Source organism: Blastomonas sp. 34TW (assembly GCF_059803595.1).
Map to the genome: position 1 here is coordinate 161,725 of NZ_JAPFGW010000009.1, position 20,992 is coordinate 182,716.

The following is a 20,992-nucleotide window of genomic DNA, read 5'->3' on the forward strand; positions in this document are numbered from 1 at the left end:
ACTCAAATCATATTCAGAATATATTCTCGCGCGCTGACAGGGATGCACTTGCCGACGCCGCGATGTCCATCGTGGATCGCATTCGGCGGCGATAGAAGCGCGCAACATTCAAGACGCACTGCCGCTGGTCACGGCTGGCCAGCCAATGCACAAACTTGCCTTGCTCGCGATCTCGCTCGCCGAACATGGATTTTTCCACTGCTGCGAAGGGAGCCAGCCGATCATCGACATTGGCTGCGACCAAGCAGAGGGCAGAGTTTGCGGTCAGCGACGCGATCGTCACCAGGAGTTCGCCAGCGCATCCACACGGAAGCTCTGCATCCGTACCGTAGCGTTGCTTGTCGAGCGATGGCAGATTGATCGATCGCATTGCAGACACCGCCAGCATGGACGCTAGCGAATACAGATCGCGAAGATCGACCGGATCAATGGGCGGTACAAAATACCCCATAGCGCGGCGATCAATCAGAAGACTCTGACCTGCCAGTCTCGAAAGCGCCTCGCGGACCGGAGTAGCGCTAATGCCCAGCAGAGAGACAACATCTCCTGCCTGGACCCTGGACCCAGGCATGTAGTCTCCGTTTCGCAGACGACGGTGTAGAAACGCGTAAGCCTGCTCAAACGCAGGCGGCTTGGACAGGGCCATAGTGATCTCCCTTGCTTGGACTGGAATATCCATTGTGGCATGAGCGAATCACAAGTCTCTGTCATGATCAGGCAAGCAGCCATAGTAGCCCCCTGACCGAAAAATGCGGCGTAGAATATTCCTTGCTTTGCCGATATTTACCCTCGAATTTACGGTTTTTCGAGATAAGTTGCGATTTTCGAACCATATTATGGCGGAATATTTCAAACTTTGAAAATAACACGATCTCGGCTATCATCAACGCTTTACATCGTGGTCCTAATATCCTTCGGGTCAGACAAGGCAGGTGGACGGATGGAAGAAAAATCGGAAGACAGCTTGCCCGAGAATGCTCTTGTAGCTGAGGCACTGCGCAAGATACGCAAGGCCCGACGCCTTCGCACATCCGAGGTCGCTCGCGCGATGGGTATGCCATTGCGATCGTATGAGCATCTCGAGGCTGGCCAAGGCAAGATCACATATGATCGTCTGAAGCGGTTTGCCGAAGTGGTGAACTGCGACCCAGTGGCATTACTCGCTGTCGTGCCCATGGGTTCTGTCGAATTTGCCGAACGCTGTGCGGACAACAAGCTGATGCATATTGTCCTGCTTGCTCTGCGCGATCTCAACGAAGATCTGGGTCCGGATATCGTTTATCTGCAATCACGCACCATCATTGGCGGAATCACACGGCTTTGCCGTGATTTGGCGGAGCATGTCCGGAAGCGAGATACGTTCGCGGAAAACTGGTTGGAGGAGAAGGCTCCGAAGATGGTCCGGCAAGCCGCACAGCCCGTGCGATCGAATCTCAAGCCAAAGGCTTCCTGAGCGCGTTCTTGCCGGAACACATGGCGGGCGTTGCCGCTTGCTATGGTGCGCTCAGGCTTTCTTTCGACCTCGTCCTGCATTTGGGCTGCGGCCCAGACCAATCGTCTTGGCTAGTTCACGGCGTTTTGCTGCATAGGCCGGGGCGACCATGGGATAATCTTTAGGCAGACCCCAGCGTTCACGGTACTCGTCCGGTGTCATGTTGTACTGCACGGCGAGGTATCGCTTGAGCATCTTCATTTTCTTGCCATCCTCGAGACACACGAGATAGTCGTTTTTGACCGAGGACCGGATCGACACAGCAGGCTGTGGCCGTTCCGCGACTGGTGCCGGCGCCTCTGATGTCGACAATCCCGCGAGCGCGGCATGGACGCTTCCAATAAGATTGGGAATATCAGCCAAGGCAACGCTGTTATTTGCGACATGTGCGGCAACGATATCCGCCGTAAGGGTGATCAAGTGCTCTTCAGGCTGATCGTTCATGTGTATGCCTCCGGCTTTTGCTTCAATTGGAGCCGGTCTAAGCTATCGTGATGTGATAGACGACGCCTTTTTCGGCTGTCGATCGAAAAACTGTGGAAAGGTGGTCTTGGGTCCAGACCGTCCTCATGTGAAATGGCCAATAAGGAGCCAACCGGAATCCCTCTCGATCTCTGGACCGCGGTGACATCACTGATCTCGAACTATGATACCATGCAATCGCTGCCGTTTGACCGAAAACGCAAGCCAGGGGTCTACAATCCATTGTTGATGATTTGCTTGACACTGCCCGAGGGGGCATTATCGTCTTGTCTTTGCTGCTGGCAGAGTAGCTGAATCTGACGCCGGAAATTTGTGCTTGCCGATCTCGTGCGCGCGTCAAAGATTGCCAGATGATCCGGGCTCAATTGCCCGAGGACCTTTGTCCGTATCGACGCTGAGCGGGTCTGCTCGCCGCTTTTCCATGCTGTGCGGGGAGGCATGCCAGTTGTTCATGAGCTTATCGGCAAGCCATTGGTCGATATGCTGCCACATGGCCCGAATGTTGGCGGGGCTGCGGATGACATGCCCTTCACCCCAGAAGCGAAGCAGCGAGACGTCCTTTCCCTCGCGGTAAAGCCCTGAAAACATCCTTTCCGCACCTTGCAGCGAGACAGGGTCAAGATCACCGTGGATCAGAAGGACTGGCGAGGCGATGTGGTGCAGCGAGAAATAGGGGCTGTTGCGGATGTACCGGTCGGGCTGGTGCCACGGCGCTGCTCGCAGGCCCGCCTGACCAAGCTCCGCCCATCCATAAGCGCTGCCCAGCGGATAGCCCTGTTCAAGGCCCACAGTGTCATAGGGCAGCAACGATCCATGTTGCAGAAAGAGATCGGGCACGGCAGCCGCAGCAATGAAGGCCTGGAAGCGCTTGCTTCGGCTGGCGGTCAGTAACGCGGTATAGCCTCCGAAGCTGTGGCCGAAGACGGCTATCCGGTCACTGTCGATGCGACCGGACGCAACTGCGCGATCGGTCGCCGCCTCGATCTGTTCAACCAATCCTCGGGCTGGCTCAGCAGAAGAACGGTCATGGCGCAGGCTAGGCAGAAGGACGGCATAGCCCAACTGCAGTGCCAGCAGCGGATTTGTGACGCTGACTAGGGAATCGGGCGTGATTGGCGGTCCGCTGACCCTGGCATATTGTGCGCCCGGATAGGGCATGACCACCATTGGAACACGTTCGCCAGGCCTTGAATGGACAGGCAACAGGAGCCAGTCGACGAAATCCGGGACCTGCGATGGCAATGCCACGGCCTGAGGGGGCTCGACGTTTTCGAGATGACCGTTGATCGTGTCGAGCAGCTCCGGTGCCCTGTTCGTGCCTATGCGCCACAATTGGCTGGCCCCGCTACCGGTTCTGGAAACCGCCAGCCCCTTGCCGCTCTTGGCAGAAAAAAGGAGCAGGCGGCTGGTGCGCAATGGCAGTTTTGCCGTTAACATCCTTCTGCCATTTGGCGTGATGGCTGCTGCTTCCTGTGTTTTTTGCACCCAGAAGCTGCGAGCGCTGGCTGGTACGATGGCTCGGTAGCGCTCGGTTATGCCTACATCGAACGTCTCTTCGAAAGGCTGGTCAAGGCGCGTTGCACCATCGATCAGTTGTTCGGGTTTGCTGGCAGGGAATATTCGCCACAGCCCCGAAGAACAGGGCACCAGAAGCGCGCGTTCATTGCTCGCCATTTGCAGAGCGAGACATGGCAGCGTTTCCTTCGGCACCCCGGCATCGCCCGGTTGGGACCAAATCGGTTGGCCGTCCTTTGCTCTGAGCAGCATCCGAGGTATTCCCTGGTGCCACCCGGCGCGAACGATCCTTGCCCCGCTGTCATTGTCTGCAACCCAGGGCTGACTCTGCTTATCGGTGAGCGCAACGACCAAGCCTTTGTCCGGATCGATGCGCATGAACTGGCCTTGGGGCGACTGCGCGGAACGGACGGAGACGATCAGCGAGGAACTCCGGTCCGACCATGCCAAGAGGCCGGGTTGGATATCGCATGTTGGACAGGGTTGCATCACTTGGCCGTCTGTAAGCGATACCAGCTGGACGCGGTGGTGCCTTGGACGCGCATTGGGGGAAACCGGTTCTGCTGGGGCCGGCGCTGCATCGGACGTTTCCTCGAGCAAGGCCAGCCAGTTTCTGTTGGTTGAAACCGCCAGATCGACGATCTCGCCCCTGGCGAGGAGGCGCTGGCCATGGCTCTCAAGGTCGATCTCCATTACCTGGCGATGGGAGCGCTGGCCCGACGGGGTTATGGATTTGCTGGTAGTCAAGGTCATGCCCGGGATCTGGCCAGACGCAGTGTGCTGCCATAGGACGGGAAGCCTGCGCTGCAATCTGTTGCCCGAATCGAGAGGGTAGGCAATTTCGTCTGCTTCGCTGGCGAGGACGATCAGTCGCTTGTTTCCGCGCCAGATGGGCACCGGATTGAGCAAGGCAGCGACTGGATTGATATCGAGCCATCGGACCGATCGATCGGCGGTGCGTACGATGCCAAGAGACAATTTGTCTGTTTCCAGACGGAACACGGTCAGGTGTAGCCCGTCGGGAGACAGGCTGCCCGCCCAGTAGCCAGCATCAGGATCCTGCTCGAACAGGAGTTCTGGTGGCCTTCCGTCATTCAAATCCACTTTCCATATCTGACCCAGCATTCGTTTGTTGAAGACATCGAAGCCATAGGCGGCAGCGCTGTCGTAAGGCCTGAAGCGCTCGACTACGGCCCATTGGCCGTCAGGCGAGACCAGGGCTTTGCCATAGCTTTGCAGCTTGAGCATATCTTCGATCTGATAGGGCTTGGTGGCTGCCGGACCTGCCGACAGCAGGCACAGCGCAGCAATCCATGAAACACGCATGGCTTGTCCTTCATCGAAATGGGAAGATGGCTAGGCTCGGCGCGCGACTACCACTGCTTCTTGATCTGGAGGGCGATGAACCTGCCAAGCACATCGGCATTTGCTGGATCGTAGCCGAAACCGAGCGACCGATCGACAAAAGGTGGGTCGCGGTCAAAGAGGTTCTGTATCGTCAGAGCTGCGCTGAGACCCCTTGCCAGGCCTGTTTTGTCCGCCGAGGACAGTCTCAGCTGAAGGTCGATGCTCGTCCATGCGCTGATCGGGCGCGAAGGAAGGCTGATATTGTCGGTATAGGGGCCGACATGGTTCAGGGCCAGGTTGACGCCCAACTCGTGCCAAGACCAGTCCGCTGTCGCCCGGAGCCGGAAATCAACCGGATTGCCGAGGGTGCCAACTCTTTCGACCAGCGGGGATAGTGGCGTGATCTGGTCCTTGAAATCGACCAGAATGGAGGCGCTGGCACTGAAGGCAAGTCGGTGCTCGCCAATGCTGACCCGGTAGCGGGCCGCGAGGTCGAACCCGCGGATGTCCACACGCGCCGAATTGACGAATCGTCCGTCGACGATGGCGCTGAAGACCGAAGGATTGATCGTCGGCTGGATGGTCGAGTTCGGGTTGCCTATCAGGGCGATCACCCTTGCCCTGTCTTCAGGATTGGCGACCGGATCGATAAAGGTCACAAAGGGAGCAAAAATGGGATTGGTAAGTGCCTGGAGGATGTTTTCGTTCGCAGGCTGACCGATGCGGTCTCGAAACTGCGTCTGAAAATAGTTCGCCTCGAGCGACAGACCTGGCACGCGTGGTGGCGCCACCGTGGCGCTGATGGTCAGCGATCGTGCAGATTCAGGTTCAAGATCTGCATTGCCTCCCCCAAGCGAGATGACCTGTCGGTTCCCGCCACCTATGGCTGGCAGCTGGGTATTGGATATGCGGAAGGCATCGCGCACCTCCAGCAGAGCGGGGGCACGAAATGAGGTGCCAGCGCTCGCGCGGAGGAGAAGGCCGGCGAATGGCTGCCACGAGAGGCCGAGCTTCGGATTGATCGTTGTCCCAAAATCCGAATAGTGCTCCGCCCGGACGGCTGCAGACAGGTTGAGCCGCTCGATACCCGGTGCGGCATTGTCGGGCCCAACAATGGGCGCGGCAATCTCGGCAAATGCCGACGCAACCCAACGATCAGCATCGACGGGTGTGCCCGGAGCCGGCGATCTCCCGGAAATAAAGCTGAGCGTGTCGCGAGAGAAGTCTTCGCGCCGCGCCTGAACGCCCAGCGCAATCTTGATGGCACCGCCCGGACCATCAAACAGGGTCCCGTCAGCCGTGATGCTCCCATTGAACAGGCCGTTTTCAAAACGCTCCTCGATAAAGCCGCTCCCAATGAAGTCGAGCACGGCAGCCGTGTTGCTGCGCCCCTGTCCGAAAGGATTGAAGAAGCCATCACGCGCAGTGCTGAATGATGTCAGCGGATCGTCGGGGGTGGTGCCGAGCGCCTCGTTCAATGCGGTCGCGTTGAGGATATTGTCATTGCGGCGATAGTCGCTCTGCCGCGCCAGTGACACAAACCCGTCAAGCTGCCAGTCGCCGCCAAGTTCGGCGCGAATACCGCCGGTCATCGACCAGGCTTCGACATTGCCGCGTGTCTCAAGGGGACCAAGATCCTTGTCGAAGAGATAGGCAATGTTCGTGACCGACGTTCCGTTCGGCGAGACGAAGAAAGGGTTCGCCCGTGTGACGGACATGACTGTAAGCGATGGCTGGGCGAGGTGACGAAAGGCGCGTTGGGTGTATCGACCCTCGGCATAGGCTGTCACCCCATTGGTCAGCTTCTGCTCGCCTGTAATGTAGACGCTGTGACGGGTTTGCTGAGGAAGCAGGTCGACCTGCTCGCGGGGACTCGAGAGGTTCTGGCCTGGGGTCAGGCTTGCTGGCGACAGCCCGATGCCGTTCTGACCGGCTGGAATGGCAAAGGCTGGGACAAATGTTCGCCGGACGGGGTCAAGCACCACAATGGTGCCAGGCGAGGCGAAGAACAGCCGATAGTCATTGCCACCTAGAGACCGCAGGTCGGCCGACCGTGTATAGGCGCGCGATGCTGCGTTCAGGGCCTCGCGACGCTGAAACTCATAGGCTGCAAGCACATGACCTGTGTCCCAGCGTGTGCCGATGAGCTGGCCGAACTGGACATCCTGGCTGGCCCCACGTGTCACGCTTCCGATCCGGTACCGGGTTTCCGCCCCGTCATAGTCTCGCCGGAGCAGCAGATTGACCACCCCACCCACAGCGTCCGAACCGTAAAGGGCTGAGGCGCCATCGGGGAGCACCTCTATCTTTTCTACCGCCCCAAGGGGGATGGTCGAAAGATCCGTGAAGTCGCCGCGGCCACCTGAGCCAGCTACTCTGCGGCCGTTCACCAGGGTCAAGGTCGCATCGGAGCCGAGGCCGCGCAGGTTGACGCTTGCACCCAATCCCAGATTGTTGATTGTCCGATCACTGCCGGTCAGGCTGGTATCCTCGTTGCCAGTCCCACCAAAATTCTGCGGTAGCAGAGCCAGCGCTTCTCCGATCGTGCCACTGCCTGTCCTTTCGATATCCTCTGCGGACAATTCGATCAGTGGCGAAACCCCTGCTCCGGATGACCGGATGTTGCTTCCCGTTACAACGATGGGCAGCTCTTGCAGCTCATCGGCTTGGACGGGTGCTGGAGGCAGGGATGCGGCCGGTTTTGCCCGTGTCGCTTCCCGCGGCTTGCGAACCGAAGGGGTGCTGGGAGCGGGCGTCTTGGCAGCCAGCAGGATGATGACGTTGCGACCGCGTTTGCGGTATGAGATGGGTTGACCCGCGAGCAGCAGCTGCAGCGCCCGATCTGCATCCATTTCGCCCTTTATGCCGCGCACCTGGCGTGCCGAAACAAGTGCGGAGGGATACAGCAGCTGTCGGCCAGTCTGTGCAATATAGCGGCGGAGGCACTGATCCAGCGAGCCGGCAGGGATGTCGAACTGGAAGACTTCGGCTTGGGGCTTTGCGTGCAGCGGCGCGGTTGCAAGAACTGTGAGGGCACTGCTCGCCAACAAGGCCGGCGCCATTATTCGCCATATTGCTGTTATTGATGCTCGTCGGCATGTCATGTGCAGGGCCTCCCATATCGTTGTTACAGGGAGTTCGCGGTTTTGCTGATGACCCCCTCTCAGTATTTAACGATCCGGAAGGGGGGTCACCCTAAAGCGTCGCCAATATTTTCCCGAATGGCAAGCTATCGCTCCTGCAACTCCAGCGTGCCATCGGGCCGCTTGACTGGCACAAGAGGATAAAGTGCGGTGACGGCATCCACGAAGGCTGCGGTGTCGCCCACGGCAAAGCTGCCGGTGACACGTTCGTTTGCCCAGCGGTTTGTACTGATCCGAAGTTTCATGCGGCTGTAGCGATTGACCTGGACAATGGCCTCGCGAAGAAGGGTCTCATTGAACTCGAGGCGTCCCTCGGTCCAGGCGGTTACAACGTCTAGGTTGGCAGGAAGCACCTCGCCTGGACCTGCAGGGCCTATTGTCACCGATTGCCCTGGATAGAGGTCCAGAGTGGTATTCTCAGTCCCGGAAACTGCCTTCTGCACACGAACATGCCCCTCCAGCAAGGCAACGGACACACCCGAGGCAGTTTGTTCGACCTCGAAACGGGTGCCCAGGGCCAGAATTTCCGTGCCATCGGCGGTTACGGTGAACGGGCGGGACGGATCTCGGGCGACATCAAATAATGCTCTGCCGCGGTCGAGCATCAGAGCACGCCTGTTCGCGTTGCTGATGCGGACCCTGGTGCCAGTATCCAGATGGACCCTGCTGCCATCGTCGAGTTGGACGAGCCTCTGCTCGCCGATGTCGGTTTCGAAGACCGCTTCCCGTGAAAGGTAGAGGAAGGCCATGGTCGCGAGCAGCGACACAATGCCTGCGGCGAGCGCTATAGGGATCAGCCGCCTGGACCTTGTTGGTCCAGGTTCCAGAGCGACTCGAATGGCAGACTGAATATCCGGATCGTCTGCCAGTCGCCGACTTTCCCGCCATTGTGCCTCCAGTCGGTCATAGGCCTCTGCATTGGCGGGGCTGCGGCGCCAGGCAAAGAACGCCTCGAGCTCGGTAGTATCGACCGTCCGTGCATTCAGACGTACGAGCCAGGTAGCTGCCTCGCTTTCGCTACGATCTGATGGAGACCCCGGTTCTTCGGAAAACGGGGTGCTCATCGTTCAACCCTTTGCGAGCAGAGCATCATGGCCTGGTGCATCCGATACTCTACCGTCTTTACAGATACACCCAGTTGTTTGGCAATCTGTGCGTTCGATAATGGCGTAAATCGCGCCAGTAGGAACACCTTTTGCAAATCAGGCGGTAATCCCAGAATCGCTTCCTTGAGCGCGAGGAGGTATTCCTGATCACCCTCCTCTGAGGTGTTTTCCAGAGCGCAAACGTCATTGGCCGCCTGCCGCGACTGCCGGCGAAATTGGTCTCGTGCCAGATTGAGCGCGATACGCAAGAGCAGGGCCTTCGGCTTATGCTGCGCTGTGCTGCTGTCATAGCGGGTGATGCGCACATAGGTGTCTTGCACGACATCCTCGATCTCGATGTTCGCTCCGCGCAGCCGGTAACGCAAAGCCCGTCGCAGCCATTCGCAATGATTTCGATAGAGCAATTCCAGGTCGGATTGCGCTGCCGAGGCTTGGTGAGCTTCGGGCGGCATCGAGCATGAAGGGCGATCAGGCATGGCAGCAGCAATCCCTCTAGGAGAGGGGCGCTTTCAAAGCCTGCCGATCGGGCAGGCAGGAAGCCTGTGAGGGAGACAGGCGTGGCAAATGCCTCGCCGTGCATCCATGCCGCCTGAGATGAATCATGCCGGCTTGGAGCCAGCAATCTGCTTCTACCTGGCGAGTGTACAGGGGTTTCCACGCCCCGCTGCCGGAACGGCCGGCAACACATCGACGCTTGCGCGAATTGCGGGCTGAAGCAATCCCTGCCGAGAAGTCAAAACAGGGGCCGGGTGTTGGAACCTCCTGCACATGAAGGCCCGCTATTTGCCCCAGTTGCGCTGCCGGCCAACGGGCTTAAAGCCACAGGCCCCCCGGCTCTCAGCATCTGGCGCTATTTCACGGCACCCGGCGACACGGACTTAGCAGCAGTGCGTTGCCAAGCGAGTCACGCAAGCGGACAGTCTGAAAAAATGCAGTTCGCATGGCGATGATACGGCGAGTATGAACCATTTCCGCCAAATTTTGTCGGGCATACTGCCTGAAGCTGACGGCTCCCCCGCCAGCAAGGTGCAAATGGCCAGCGTCGTGGACCGCGACAACCGAAAACAACGTCAGCGTTATGCGATTCGCCAGATTCGGGTGCGAACACGGCAGTTCTTGCGGACCAAAGCGGTGCCATCGGCGCATTTTCGGCGAGATGCGGGGGGATGCCAACAGTCGGCGCAACCGAGCGGGCATAGGCATGATTGTTTAAGCCAAGCGGCTTGGCAAGGGCTGCAAGTCGATGAGATTGTGGTGAACCATGAATGCCAGCCTTTCACCTGACCTGCTGCGGCGTGGCCGCATGCGCGCATGATTGACCTTAGTCATCTCGCCTATGTTCTGGCAGCAGCCGAACAGTGCAGCTTTTCGCGGGCCGCAGGGGGGTTCCAGGTCAAACAGTCGACGCTGAGCCGCAAGGTGGCAAGGCTCGAAGATCAGCTGGGGTTCCGACTTTTCGAACGGACAACGCGCGGAGCCAGGCCTACCCCGCGTGCTCGATTGTTTCTGGCGGAAGCCAGGGAGCTGCTGGATCGCGCGGGCCGACTGGAGCAGCAGGCCGTGGCCCTCCGGCGTGCTGCCATGCCCAGACTCTCGCTCGGCTATGTCGGAGATCTGTTTTCCGGGGCAGGCCGCCAGGCCGTTTGTGACTTTCTCACGCTGCATCCGGATGTACGCCTGGAAGGACACGAGCGCGGGCCGAAGACCCTGTTCGCTGAACTTGAAGCCAAACATGTAGACGCCGTGATCGCGCCCGCAGGTCACCCAGACGCGCGTTGGTCGAGCCAGATCTTTGCTGAGCCGCTGGTCGAGGCGGGTGGCAACAGGCCCGTCGGCACTGGGCATGCCCTTTACTGGAGTCCTGGCAACACCAACCCCTTGCTACACAGTCTGCGAAGCATCGTTGCTGGTGGTCCTGCAGTCGGTGATCGGGCCGGCAATCCGCAGCCCCTGCAGCAGAAAAGCAACCAATCCGACATCGCCAGCGCAGATCATTGCTGACCGCTCTTGCGCTGGTTCCGCCCGGTTCTGGTACCCAGGGCGCGTCAATGGTGTATAGGCCGCGTCCTTTCAGGACCTTGGCGCTGCTTTTCCTTATATGGGCGCCAAGGCGACAAGTGCCCATTGTGCGCCTCAAGCCAACAGGATGGTTAACGATGACTCGCCAAAGTTCAGATGTTTTGTCCCTGTACGTCGATTTTATCCAATGGATCGGGGACGGAACCGGCCTGCCTGATACTATTCTGCACATTCATGCCGGCATGGCGGTCCTCCTGCTCGCCCGGCTCCTGACCAGAAAGTCGCTGGGTACTCTCGTTCCGCTGGCCTTTGTCGTTGTTGCCGAACTTGGCAATGAGATCATGGACCGGCTTCATTACGGGTCGTGGCGGTGGCCGGACACGTCGATGGACGTCCTCAACACGCTGTTGTGGCCTGCCGTCCTGTCGCTTGCCATCCGCCTGCGTCCACCGGTAACCCGCCGCCGCTAGAGCTCGGCCTCACTGAGGCAGGAGGCAGGCGCAATCGTATGGCCTGACCTGAGACTGGCTTGCGCGATTATCAGCGGCGGACCTGCCTTCTTTCCCGGGCGTAGGAGCGATCAGAGGCAATGAACCGTTCGATCATGGCCGGAATGACCCGCTCGGGTGAGGGGACGGCGGCCGTCGCGCCTTTGCTCAGCGCGATGCAGTAATCCTGTAGGTCCCGGTGCAGTTTCGCGGGCATTTCCACGGTCAGCCTCACGGGCTTCTCGTCGGTGATATCAGCAAGTGAAATTCTGGTCATCGTGCGTCGTCCATTATGAAATCCCGGGTCACCATGACCCGGACTGGAAATCCGGGACGGATGGTAAGGCTCGGACGAATGTTCAGTTCGCGCGAAACAATCTGCTCGCCGGCGCGGTTGATGCTGTCTTGCGAGCCCCTGCGCAAGGCACGGACCAGATTCCCGTCGTCGCCTGCCCCGAATTCTGCTCCCGCGCCCAGCAGGGTCGAGATCATTGCTGCCTTGAACACGCCTGCCCAATGGTAGTCGGTCTTGTCCTTGAGTCCGGCATATCCGGCAGTATCCGTCGCTGGGAAGCTTGCAAGCTGCTGGGACCGGCCATCAGGCAGGATGAGGCGCGTCCATTGGAGCTGGACACGGTTCTGCCCAAAACCGACATCTGCCGAGTAATCGCCAATCAGGCGGGCTCCCTGGGGAATAAGCAGTATGCTGCCGCTAGGGCTGTCATAGACATTTTCTGTCACCTGCGCGATGACCATGCCGGGCAGATCAGACTGGATTCCGGTGATCAGCGCAGCAGCAATCACCGTGCCTGCCTGAATGACTCGCGGGTTGGCTGGTTTACTGAGCCGGCCATCTGAGTCCTCTTTGCTGGTCGCCGCCAAACGGTTTTGGCTTGTTATGACGTCGGAAGCAGGTGGGTAAGGGCCGACAGCTTGCGGGTCTGGCTGTGCCCGGCTGGGAAAGAACAGCTGACTGGCACGGGCAGCGTCGCGCTGCTGCCGCAATGCGTCAGCCTGTCCGCTGGATGCTCGCACTTCCGGCGCTGCGTATGTTTGGAAGGAGGGCGCGGCAATTGGCGGTGGATCGGCCTCAGGCAGCGGATTGCCGGCATCGAGGATCGGTTTTCCGAGATCGCCGGGCAGGGGCGGGCCGAGTTTGGGCGCCCCGCCATAGTCGCGAGGGCCGTTGGTGAGTTGTTCTGGCAGGGCAACTGCGCCGGTCTTGAACAATTCTCTAGGGGGTGCATTCTGCTCCGGCAGCAGGGCATAGACCGCCGTCGCGATCACGACCGCGCTGGCGATCCCGGCTGCTGAAACAATGACCCTCCTGGACAGGCGCATGACGCGCGGCGGATCGTCCCGCAGTCTGACGATGGTTTCCGGCGCCAGCTCGGAGGGCTGCGCCGGCATCTGTGATTCCGCCGACGTCATGATGTCTTCCTGCGAGCGGATGTTATGCGCACCTTGAGCTGCCGCTTGCCATCTCCGAGCCGCAGCTCGGCTGATGGGAACAGTCTGTCGACAATCATGTACCGCCCAGCCACACGATAGTTGACGATCTCCGCTTGGCCGCTTGCTCCTATGGCGAAAAGAGGTGGGAGTTCAGTCTGGGCGGCAGCCTGGGGAAATTCGACATAGACCCGAATACCGTCGTCAAAGGCGCGGATGGGTCTCCACTCCGGCTTGTCACCCGAAATGGCATAGCCGAAATTCAATCGGGTGATGTCGAGGCCAGAAGCAATGGGCGCTGTGCGCTCCTCCGCGATTGCGGCCTGGCGCAGCGCTATGAGATCGTCTTGCGGATAACTCCAGGACACAGATGCCATATAGGTCTGCGCATTGGATCGCAGCTCGATATGATAAGTCCTGCGGTCGGTGTTGATCACCAGGTTGGTCGCGATATCGCTGCGCGTAGGTTTGACCAGGATGTGCACTTGCTGGGCCGCTCCAGCCCCGCTGATTGTGTTTCCGATCATCCATCGGGCTGTGTCGCCTGCTGCCACCGGGCCCGGGCCAACCAGCTTTTCACCGGTCTGGAGCGCGATATCGGTGACTTGACCAGGCTTTGTATAGACCTGGTACAATGAGCCTTCGACAAAAGGGTACCGCTGGATGGCATTGGCAAAGCTGCCCTGGTCAGGTTCGATACGCGCGGCATGGTTCGCAGCTCCCACCCTCTCGACCGGAGCCAGAACGCCTGGCGTCCGCCGGGCAGTGGTGACCGTTGCGGGCAGCACCCGCCACGGATCGGCGGCGATCTGTAAATGATGGCGGTCCAAAAGGGCCTGATAGGCGGCCCATGCCGGCGCGGCGGGTTGAGCCGTTGAGGAGCCGGATGCCGGAAGGAGCCAGGCCAGCGCAGTGGCCGCGCTTAGCGAGCAGGTGAGGAATTTCATGAACCGAGCTCCTTCGACCAGTTGATGGCATTGACCAGGATACCGAGGGGGTTCTTGCGCAACTGTTCGGGCTGCCTGGGCGGCTGAATGACGACCGTCATGATTGCGCTCCAACGGCTGGTGTCGGAGAGGCTTCCTGCGCGGTAGGTGCGTTCTATCCATGCAACGCGGAAGCTTGAGGGCGAGGCGCGGATAACGCTGGTGATCTCGACGGCAGTCTGCTCCTTGCCGACACGCTGGAACGGGTCCTCGTTTCGCGCATGTTGGTTCAGCGCAAGGGCGCCTTGATCGGTTACGAAGTCATAGGCGCGCAGCCAGTTCTGACGAACGACAACCGCATCTTCCGGGAGGCTGCGGACCTGTTCTATGAACCTGGCAAGGTGGAACGCGATCTGCGGATCCGATGGAGTGTAGTCACGATCGGCCTTTGCCACCGCCTGGGCATCGCCCAGCTTGTCGATCTGGACGACCCAGGGAACTATCGTTCCTTGTGATGACTGCCAGACCAGGCCTCCGGCGAGCAGGGCTGATAGACCCAATGCGCCGAAACAGGCACAGCGCCAGTTGCGCGCTTGGACCCGTGACGACCCTATGCGCTCATCCCAGAGCTGGAAGGCGCGCTGATAGGGCGTTTGCGGTTCTGGCGTCTTGCCGTAGCGGATCGATGATCGTTTGAACATGGTCAGTCCCTTTGCGTGAGATCGATCGAGGCCCCCAGTCCTCCACTATCTCCCGATCGAAGCGCGTGGGCAGCCACGCTGGCACCATGCGCCAGGCTCTGTCGCTGGCGCATCGACTTTGCCCATGAAGGCATGTTGGAGGAGGATGGGGAGGAATTTTGAGCAACGGGGTCCGATGGAGACTTGATGGTGCCACCTGCATTGATGATGGCGGCACGCCCTCCTTCGCGGAACGACGAACGCAATGCCTTCCCCATGCTGCGCAACGGGGACACTGCGGTTCCGAGGGCAGCTTCACCAACGGCGGTCAGTCCGGCGCGAACCGCCTGGCTGCCTTCCCGGCCTGCAGAGCCCATGGCATAGGCTGTCAGCGTCCCTCCCGACGCCTTGGAGGCGGTTTGCGCAGTTGCAGTCGCCAGCGATGCAGTTGTCCCTGCAGCCAGTCGCGCCGCGCCCAATCCGAGCGATGCACCTCCCGTCGCGAGCAGAGCCGTTCCTGCTGCTGCGCCTGCGCCAAGCTGCGGTCCGCCCGCCACGATGCCATTGGCGATCCCGGGGCCGAAGATGCCGAGCGCCATCAGCGTCAGGCTCGCGAGCACTATTGCAAGAGCATCATCAATTGTCGGCTCTTGGGGGATAGCATCGGCAAACTGCGCGAACAGCGTCGATCCAATCCCCACAATGACTGCGAGCACGAGCACCTTGATACCGCTGGACACGACATTCCCGAGAACGCGCTCGGCCATGAAGGCTGTTTTTCCGAACAGTCCGAACGGGATCAGCACAAAGCCTGCAAGCGTTGTCAGCTTGAACTCTATGAGGGTCACGAAGAGCTGGATGGACAGGATGAAGAAGGCAGCAACGACCAGGGCCCAGGCAGCAAGCAGAATGACAATTTGAAGGAAGTTCTCGAAGAAGCTGACAAAGCCGAGCAGATCGGCAATGGCATCGAGCATGGGCCGAGCTGCTTCAAGCCCGACCTCAGCGACCCTGCCCGGCGCGAGAAGCTGGCTTGCATCCAAATCGGTGCCGCTTGCCTTCAGGCCCAGGCCCGCAAAGCTCTGCAACACGATTTGCGCCAGCGCACCCCAATTGCCGATGACATAGGCAAATGTCCCGATGAACAGCGTCTTCTTGATCAAGCGGGCGAGCACGTCGTCGGTTTCGCCCCAGGCCCAGAACAGTGCAGCCAGCGTTACATCGATAACGATCAAGGTCGTCGCGATGAAGGACACCTCTCCTGCCACGAGTCCGAAGCCGGAATCGATGTACCGGGTAAAGACCTCGAGAAACCTGTCCACAACCCCGGTCCCGCCCATGCTCAACGCTCCTTCGGCTGGATCGGGGCTGCAGTCCGGTTTGACTTGCCGACGTTCAGGAATCGCCGCAGTTGCTCTCGCGCCTGAGCCTTGGCTGCGGCGGCGCTGGCAGCATCGAGGGTCTGGGCACGCGCCATTGCGGCAAAAGTGGCAATGAGGTCGGACAACTGCTGCGACTGGAGAGCGAGAAGCTGATTGCCAGCCTGCGCGGCCTGCAGTGCTCCGGTCGAGGATTGGCTAGCGGAAACCAGAACATCGATCGCCTGCCTCGATCCCTCGATATTGGCGGTGGCACCAGCCTGAACTTTCAGCGCATCCTCAAAGGCTGCAACTGATGCGTGCCAGCGTTGATGTGCACCTGACACCATCTGACGCTGGCTGGCACTCAGGTCGATGTCGCGATAGGTCCGCCCGAAGTCTCGCTCAATAACCTGCACGTCATGCGCAATGCCCCTGGCTTTCGCCAGCAGCTGCTGTGTCTGGCGCATCTGCTGTTGCAGCGGCTCCAGTACGCTCAAGGGAAGCTGTTCGAGATTGCGCGCTTCATTGAGGAGTTGGGCTGCCTGGTTCTGCAGCATGCGGATCTGGTTGTTGATCTGTTCGAGCGTTCGGGCCGCGGTGAGCACGTTCTGCGCATAGTTGGTAGGATCATAGACAATTCCGCCAAGGCCGAATTGAGCCGGGACCGGCTCGGCCCAGCTGAGGAAAGCCACAGTGACCGTGAGCAAGAGGCTGTGCGCAATACGCCGAGAATTGGCGGATCGGTCATGTGCAACAGGCATGGTCAGGTCTCCACAAAGCAGGACAGCGAAACATCGGTCAGAGATCGGAAGTCATCCTGGGAGCGAGGAGGTCGGCAGCCCAGCCAAGTCCAAGGTGCATCAACCAGCGCTGGCCGAAATCATGCAGGCCATGCTCTGCGACAATCTGGGATATCGCGCGCTGATCCGCCTTGGAGGACGCGGCGCAAAAGGCGAGCGCGACCTCATTCAGTCCGAGATCGAACAAGCGATTGCCCTGCGCAGACTGACAGTAATAGTCTCGCTTGGGTACGGCCTGGGAAATGATCTCGATTTGCCGGTCGTTGAGGCCGAAGCGACGATAGACGCTCATGATCTGAGGCTCTGCGGCCCGCTCGTTTGGCAGGAAGATGCGGGTCGGACAGCTTTCCACGATCGCCGGCGCGATGCTGGATGTCTCGATATCGGCAAGGCTCTGGGTCGCGAACAGCACACTGGCATTCTTCTTGCGCAGCGTCTTGAGCCATTCACGCAGTCGCGCCGAGAATTCAGGGGTATCGAGCACGAGCCAGCCCTCATCAATAAGGATAAGGGTGGGTGACCCATCGAGCCGTGCTTCGATCCGGTGAAAGAGATACAGAAGGACGGCAGCCGCAGCAGCCGAGTTGATCAGCCCCTCGGTTTCGAATGTGCGGAAACGACTTTCGCCTAGTTGCTCGCATTCTCCGTCGAGCAAATGGCCATAGGCTCCGCCGACGCAGAAGGGCAGGAGCGCCTGCTTGAGTTTGGCAGATTGGAGGAGAACGGTAAGTCCCGTCAGGGTTCGCTCCTGAGGGGGAGCGGAACTCAGCGATGTGAGGGCAGACCAGAGCTGCTCCTTGTCCGAGGCGTCGACCGCGACGCCCTGGCCGGAAAGGACGGCTATCAGCCATTCGCTGGCCCAAGTGCGTTCGCCTTGCTCGTCGATATGTGCCAAGGGATGCAACTGGATGTCTGGGTGCACCGATGCGTCACCAGAGTCGAGGATCTGCCAGTCACCGCCGCATCCCAGGGTAGCAGCCCGCATCGAGCCGCCAAAATCGAATGCGAACACCTGCGCATCGGCATAGCGGCGGAACTGGAGAGCCATCAGGGCCAGCAGCACCGACTTGCCCGCACCTGTCGGCCCGACCACAAGACAATGTCCCACATCCCCGACATGCAGCGATAGCCGAAATGGTGTCGATCCTTGCGTTCGCGCATAGAGCAGCGCTGGCGCGCCGAGATGCTGGTCGCATGCCGGACCAGCCCAGATGGCGGCTGCGGGCACGATATGCGCGAGGTTCATGGTCGTTATCGGCGGCTGGCGCACGTTTGCGTACAGATGGCCAGGAAGCGAGCCAAGCCATGCCTCCACCGCATTGGCGCCTTCGGTTACCATGGTGAAGTCGCGGCCCTGAATGATTTTCTCAACCTGCCGCAACTTCTCGGCCGCGAGGGCAGGGTCTTCGTCCCAGACCGTCAATGTGGCTGTGACATAGGCCATGCCGTGGAGGTCGGCGCCAAGCTCCTGAAGCGCCAGATCAGCATCGTCGGCCTTGTTTGCAGCATCACTGTCGAGCAGGACCGAAGCCTCGTTGGTCATGACCTCCTTGAGCATGGCAGCGAGTGACTTGCGCTTGGCGAACCACTGCCGCCGTATCTTGCCCAGGATCCGCGTCGCATCGATCTTGTCGAGCATGATGGCGCGGGTCATCCAGCGATATTCGAATGCCAGCGTGTTGAGCTCTTCGAGCATTCCCGGGAATGTGGCGCTTGGGAACCCGTTGATGGTGGCAGTGCGCAAATATGCCTTTCCCAGCCTCGGCTCGAGGCCCCCGCAAAGCGGCATGTCTGCCAGCAGCCCATCGAGATGCATGGGTATCTCAGGAACAGCAACGCTCTGCCGTCGGGTCGAGATGCAGCTGTGCAGATAGCTCAGGGTTTCCTTGTCGTCCAACCACGCCGCTTCGGGGAAAATGGCTTCCAGCAGGTTGAGCAATCGACTGGTTCTGTCTGTGAACAATGCCAGCATCTGCCGGGGATCGATCCCGGCCCTGGCCCCGTTCTCATAGAGCCAGCCTTCGAGCCGCGCGGCTTCTTCGGCGGGGGGCATCCAGACGAAGGTCAGAAAATAGCGACTTTCGAAATGCGCGCCATGTTCGGCAAACTGGGCTGCTCGCTCTTCATCCACCAGCGCCGATACCGGATCAGGGAAGGTTCTAGGGGGATAGTCCTGCGCCGGGCTGCGTGCAGCTTCGACAAAGACGGCCCAGGATGAACCGAGGCGGCGGAGGGCATTGTTGATTCTCGCTGCTGCCACGCCAAGTTCCGAAGGGGTTGCGCTGTCGAGATCCGGTCCCCTGAATCTCGCCGATCGCTGGAAACTGCCATCCTTGTTGAGCACCACGCCCGGTGCAATCAGAGCTGCCCAGGGCAGGAAATCGGCGAGCCTGTCGGCCTTGTTGCGATATTCGCGCAGAGACATCATGACTGTCAGACCCTGAAATAGCCCGGCAGCCGCAGATGCCGCCGTGTGACTTCGACAAATTGGGGATCGTGCCGCGCAGCCCAGACTGACGCCGAATGGCCCAGAATGAGGAGCACGACACCTGCAAGCCAGAGCCGCAGGCCCAGCCCGATCGCACTGGCCAGTGTCGCATTGGCGATGGCGAGGCTACGCGGTGCCCCTCCCAGAAGGATGGGTTCGCTGAGCGCTCGGTGGACAGCTGCAGCAAGCGGAGCAGTCACCAAAGGCTGGCGATCGGCCATCAGATCAGCGCTCCGCCGCCAAACGAGAAAAACGACAGGAAGAAGGAAGAGGCAGCAAAGGCGATCGACAGACCGAAGACGATCTGGATCATGCGGCGCGCTCCGCCCGAGGTGTCGCCAAAGGCCAGCGCAAGGCCTGTTGCAATGATGATCATGACAGCGATGATCTTGGCAACCGGTCCCTGGATCGATTCCAGAATGGCCTGGAGCGGGGCTTCCCAGGGCATGGACGAGCCAGCGGCCTGAGCCGGGAGAATGATCAGCGCGGCACTCGCTGCAATCGCCCAGACTGCATGCATCCGGCGCCTTTTCGTAACGGTCATTGGGCTTCTCCTTCAGGTGAGTTGATCAGCGAGCAGAGCTGGTATTGGCCGCAGGCATCGAGCCCTTGAACCTGGACCAGTTCGGTGAGCCTGCGGCCTTCATGGTCGCGCGTCAGCACTGCGATGATGTCGATGGTCTCTGCGATAAGCGCTCGGGGCACCGTCACGACGGCTTCCTGGATCAGCTGCTCGAGCCGGGACAATGTGCCCAGGGCAGATCCAGCATGGATGGTGCCTACGCCGCCAGGATGGCCTGTTCCCCAGGCCTTGATGAGGTCCAGGGCTTCAGCGCCGCGGACTTCTCCGATCGGAATGCGGTCCGGCCTCAGGCGCAGCGCCGAACGTACAAGGTCGGCCAGCGAGGCGACGCGCGCGCGGGTGCGCATTGCAACGAGATTGGGGGCATCGCACTGAAGCTCACGCGTGTCTTCGATGAGGACTACCCGGTGCTGCGTCTTTGCAATCTCGGCAAGCAGCGCATTGACCAGGGTGGTCTTGCCGGATGACGTGCCACCCGCCACAAGGATATTGGCCCGCTCTGCGACGCCGGCGGCAAGGACGGATGCTGCCTTGGCACACATGATACCGGCCCGAACATAGTCCTCGAGGCTGAAGATCTGCGAGGCGGGTTTGCGGATGGCAAAGCTTGGCGCTGCCACGAGTGGAGGCAGCAGCCCCTCGAACCGCTCGCCGGTGACAGGAAGTTCGGTCGACAGACGGGGCGCATCGAAGTGGATTTCCTCGCTGGCATGATGTGCAAGCAGGCGAATGATGCGTTCGCCGGTCTGTGCGCTCATCGTGATGCCCGAATCCTTCAGTCCCCCCGCATAGCTGTCTGTCCACAGACGGCCATCGGGGTTGAGCATGATCTCCACGATCCGAGGATCATCGAGCCAGGCTGCGATATTCGGCCCGAGCGCGGTACGGAGCATGCGTGCGCTGCGCTCGTCGCTTGCCGACAGAAGAGGAATGACGTTCATCTGCGCCTCTGAAGTGTGCGGGCGGGTGCCGCATGGGTGTCCGAGGCAGACTAAGAAGACATGCTGGAGATGTTCGGCAACAGCATTTTCATCACAGCGTAGCGCAGCGAAAAGTCGGAAAGAAACGGCTCAGGCCGTGATCAGGCTTCGTTCTGGATGGAGTGAAAACAC

General features: G+C 60.1%; 20 protein-coding genes. 4 read left to right on the forward strand and 16 right to left on the reverse strand.

The genetic code is table 11. The annotated features are described in order from the left end of the window. Positions 1-13: 13 nt before the first annotated feature. Complete coding sequence (locus tag OPU69_RS13035) at positions 14-646, reverse strand: GntR family transcriptional regulator (RefSeq protein WP_498511567.1); 633 nt, start codon at positions 644-646, stop codon at positions 14-16. Between the two features lie 294 nt (positions 647-940). Between OPU69_RS13035 and OPU69_RS13040 the strand changes: the two genes are divergently transcribed. After that, complete coding sequence (locus OPU69_RS13040; protein ID WP_498511569.1) at positions 941-1,453, forward strand: helix-turn-helix domain-containing protein; 513 nt, start codon at positions 941-943, stop codon at positions 1,451-1,453. A 51-nt stretch (positions 1,454-1,504) separates the two neighbouring features. On the opposite strand, the gene OPU69_RS13045 is transcribed toward OPU69_RS13040, so the two are convergent. The 5 genes from OPU69_RS13045 to OPU69_RS13065 all read right to left on the reverse strand — a co-directional run bounded on the left by OPU69_RS13045 (position 1,505) and on the right by OPU69_RS13065 (position 9,562). Next, positions 1,505-1,936 (reverse strand): Ros/MucR family transcriptional regulator, encoded by a 432-nt coding sequence (locus OPU69_RS13045; RefSeq protein WP_498511571.1) that lies wholly within the window; start codon positions 1,934-1,936, stop codon positions 1,505-1,507. A gap of 375 nt (positions 1,937-2,311) precedes the next feature. Then, on the reverse strand, positions 2,312-4,816 hold the full coding sequence (locus tag OPU69_RS13050; protein ID WP_498511573.1) for a S9 family peptidase: 2,505 nt from the start codon (positions 4,814-4,816) through the stop codon (positions 2,312-2,314). Between the two features lie 47 nt (positions 4,817-4,863). Further along, a complete protein-coding gene (locus tag OPU69_RS13055) occupies positions 4,864-7,899 on the reverse strand; it encodes a TonB-dependent receptor domain-containing protein (RefSeq protein ID WP_498511575.1) in 3,036 nt (1,011 codons plus the stop codon). Positions 7,900-8,066: 167 nt separating this feature from the next. Continuing rightward, positions 8,067-9,044: a FecR family protein gene (locus tag OPU69_RS13060; protein ID WP_498511577.1), complete on the reverse strand. Its 978-nt coding sequence runs from the start codon at positions 9,042-9,044 to the stop codon at positions 8,067-8,069. Next, positions 9,041-9,562 carry an RNA polymerase sigma factor gene (locus OPU69_RS13065; RefSeq protein ID WP_498511579.1) on the reverse strand — a complete coding sequence of 174 codons (522 nt, stop codon included), beginning with the start codon at positions 9,560-9,562 and terminating at the stop codon, positions 9,041-9,043. The genes OPU69_RS13060 and OPU69_RS13065 overlap by 4 nt, the downstream gene beginning before the upstream one ends. Before the next feature lie 484 nt (positions 9,563-10,046). Between OPU69_RS13065 and OPU69_RS13070 the strand changes: the two genes are divergently transcribed. From OPU69_RS13070 to OPU69_RS13080, 3 genes are all read left to right on the forward strand, one after another. Then, positions 10,047-10,370 carry a hypothetical protein gene (locus OPU69_RS13070; RefSeq protein ID WP_498511580.1) on the forward strand — a complete coding sequence of 108 codons (324 nt, stop codon included), beginning with the start codon at positions 10,047-10,049 and terminating at the stop codon, positions 10,368-10,370. A 27-nt stretch (positions 10,371-10,397) separates the two neighbouring features. Continuing rightward, positions 10,398-11,087, forward strand: coding sequence for a LysR family transcriptional regulator (locus OPU69_RS13075; RefSeq protein ID WP_498511582.1), 690 nt, complete (start codon positions 10,398-10,400; stop codon positions 11,085-11,087). Between the two features lie 155 nt (positions 11,088-11,242). Continuing rightward, positions 11,243-11,575, forward strand: coding sequence for a hypothetical protein (locus tag OPU69_RS13080; RefSeq protein ID WP_498511584.1), 333 nt, complete (start codon positions 11,243-11,245; stop codon positions 11,573-11,575). A gap of 70 nt (positions 11,576-11,645) precedes the next feature. On the opposite strand, the gene OPU69_RS13085 is transcribed toward OPU69_RS13080, so the two are convergent. From OPU69_RS13085 to trbB, 10 genes are read right to left on the reverse strand one after another with little or no spacing between them, the layout of a single operon-like run. Then, entirely contained in the window at positions 11,646-11,870 is a 225-nt protein-coding gene (locus OPU69_RS13085) for a DUF2274 domain-containing protein (protein ID WP_498511586.1), read from the reverse strand. Beyond that, positions 11,867-13,024: a TraB/TrbI/VirB10 family type IV secretion system protein gene (locus OPU69_RS13090; RefSeq protein WP_498511588.1), complete on the reverse strand. Its 1,158-nt coding sequence runs from the start codon at positions 13,022-13,024 to the stop codon at positions 11,867-11,869. The genes OPU69_RS13085 and OPU69_RS13090 overlap by 4 nt, the downstream gene beginning before the upstream one ends. Next, positions 13,021-13,989: a P-type conjugative transfer protein TrbG gene (gene trbG, locus OPU69_RS13095; protein ID WP_498511590.1), complete on the reverse strand. Its 969-nt coding sequence runs from the start codon at positions 13,987-13,989 to the stop codon at positions 13,021-13,023. The genes OPU69_RS13090 and trbG overlap by 4 nt, the downstream gene beginning before the upstream one ends. Further along, complete coding sequence (gene trbF / locus OPU69_RS13100; protein WP_498511592.1) at positions 13,986-14,669, reverse strand: conjugal transfer protein TrbF; 684 nt, start codon at positions 14,667-14,669, stop codon at positions 13,986-13,988. The genes trbG and trbF overlap by 4 nt, the downstream gene beginning before the upstream one ends. 2 nt (positions 14,670-14,671) lie before the next feature. Further along, complete coding sequence (trbL, locus tag OPU69_RS13105) at positions 14,672-15,988, reverse strand: P-type conjugative transfer protein TrbL (protein ID WP_498511594.1); 1,317 nt, start codon at positions 15,986-15,988, stop codon at positions 14,672-14,674. Between the two features lie 2 nt (positions 15,989-15,990). Then, on the reverse strand, positions 15,991-16,770 hold the full coding sequence (trbJ, locus tag OPU69_RS13110) for a P-type conjugative transfer protein TrbJ (protein ID WP_498511596.1): 780 nt from the start codon (positions 16,768-16,770) through the stop codon (positions 15,991-15,993). A 37-nt stretch (positions 16,771-16,807) separates the two neighbouring features. Next, a complete protein-coding gene (gene trbE, locus OPU69_RS13115; protein WP_498511598.1) occupies positions 16,808-19,237 on the reverse strand; it encodes a conjugal transfer protein TrbE in 2,430 nt (809 codons plus the stop codon). Positions 19,238-19,242: 5 nt separating this feature from the next. Next, on the reverse strand, positions 19,243-19,518 hold the full coding sequence (locus OPU69_RS13120; protein ID WP_498511599.1) for a VirB3 family type IV secretion system protein: 276 nt from the start codon (positions 19,516-19,518) through the stop codon (positions 19,243-19,245). Then, positions 19,518-19,841, reverse strand: a complete 324-nt coding sequence (locus OPU69_RS13125) for a TrbC/VirB2 family type IV secretion system protein (protein ID WP_498511601.1) — start codon at positions 19,839-19,841, stop codon at positions 19,518-19,520. Before OPU69_RS13125 ends, OPU69_RS13120 begins: the two co-directional genes overlap by 1 nt. Then, positions 19,838-20,821: a P-type conjugative transfer ATPase TrbB gene (gene trbB, locus OPU69_RS13130; RefSeq protein ID WP_498511603.1), complete on the reverse strand. Its 984-nt coding sequence runs from the start codon at positions 20,819-20,821 to the stop codon at positions 19,838-19,840. The genes OPU69_RS13125 and trbB overlap by 4 nt, the downstream gene beginning before the upstream one ends. Positions 20,822-20,992 lie beyond the last annotated feature (171 nt).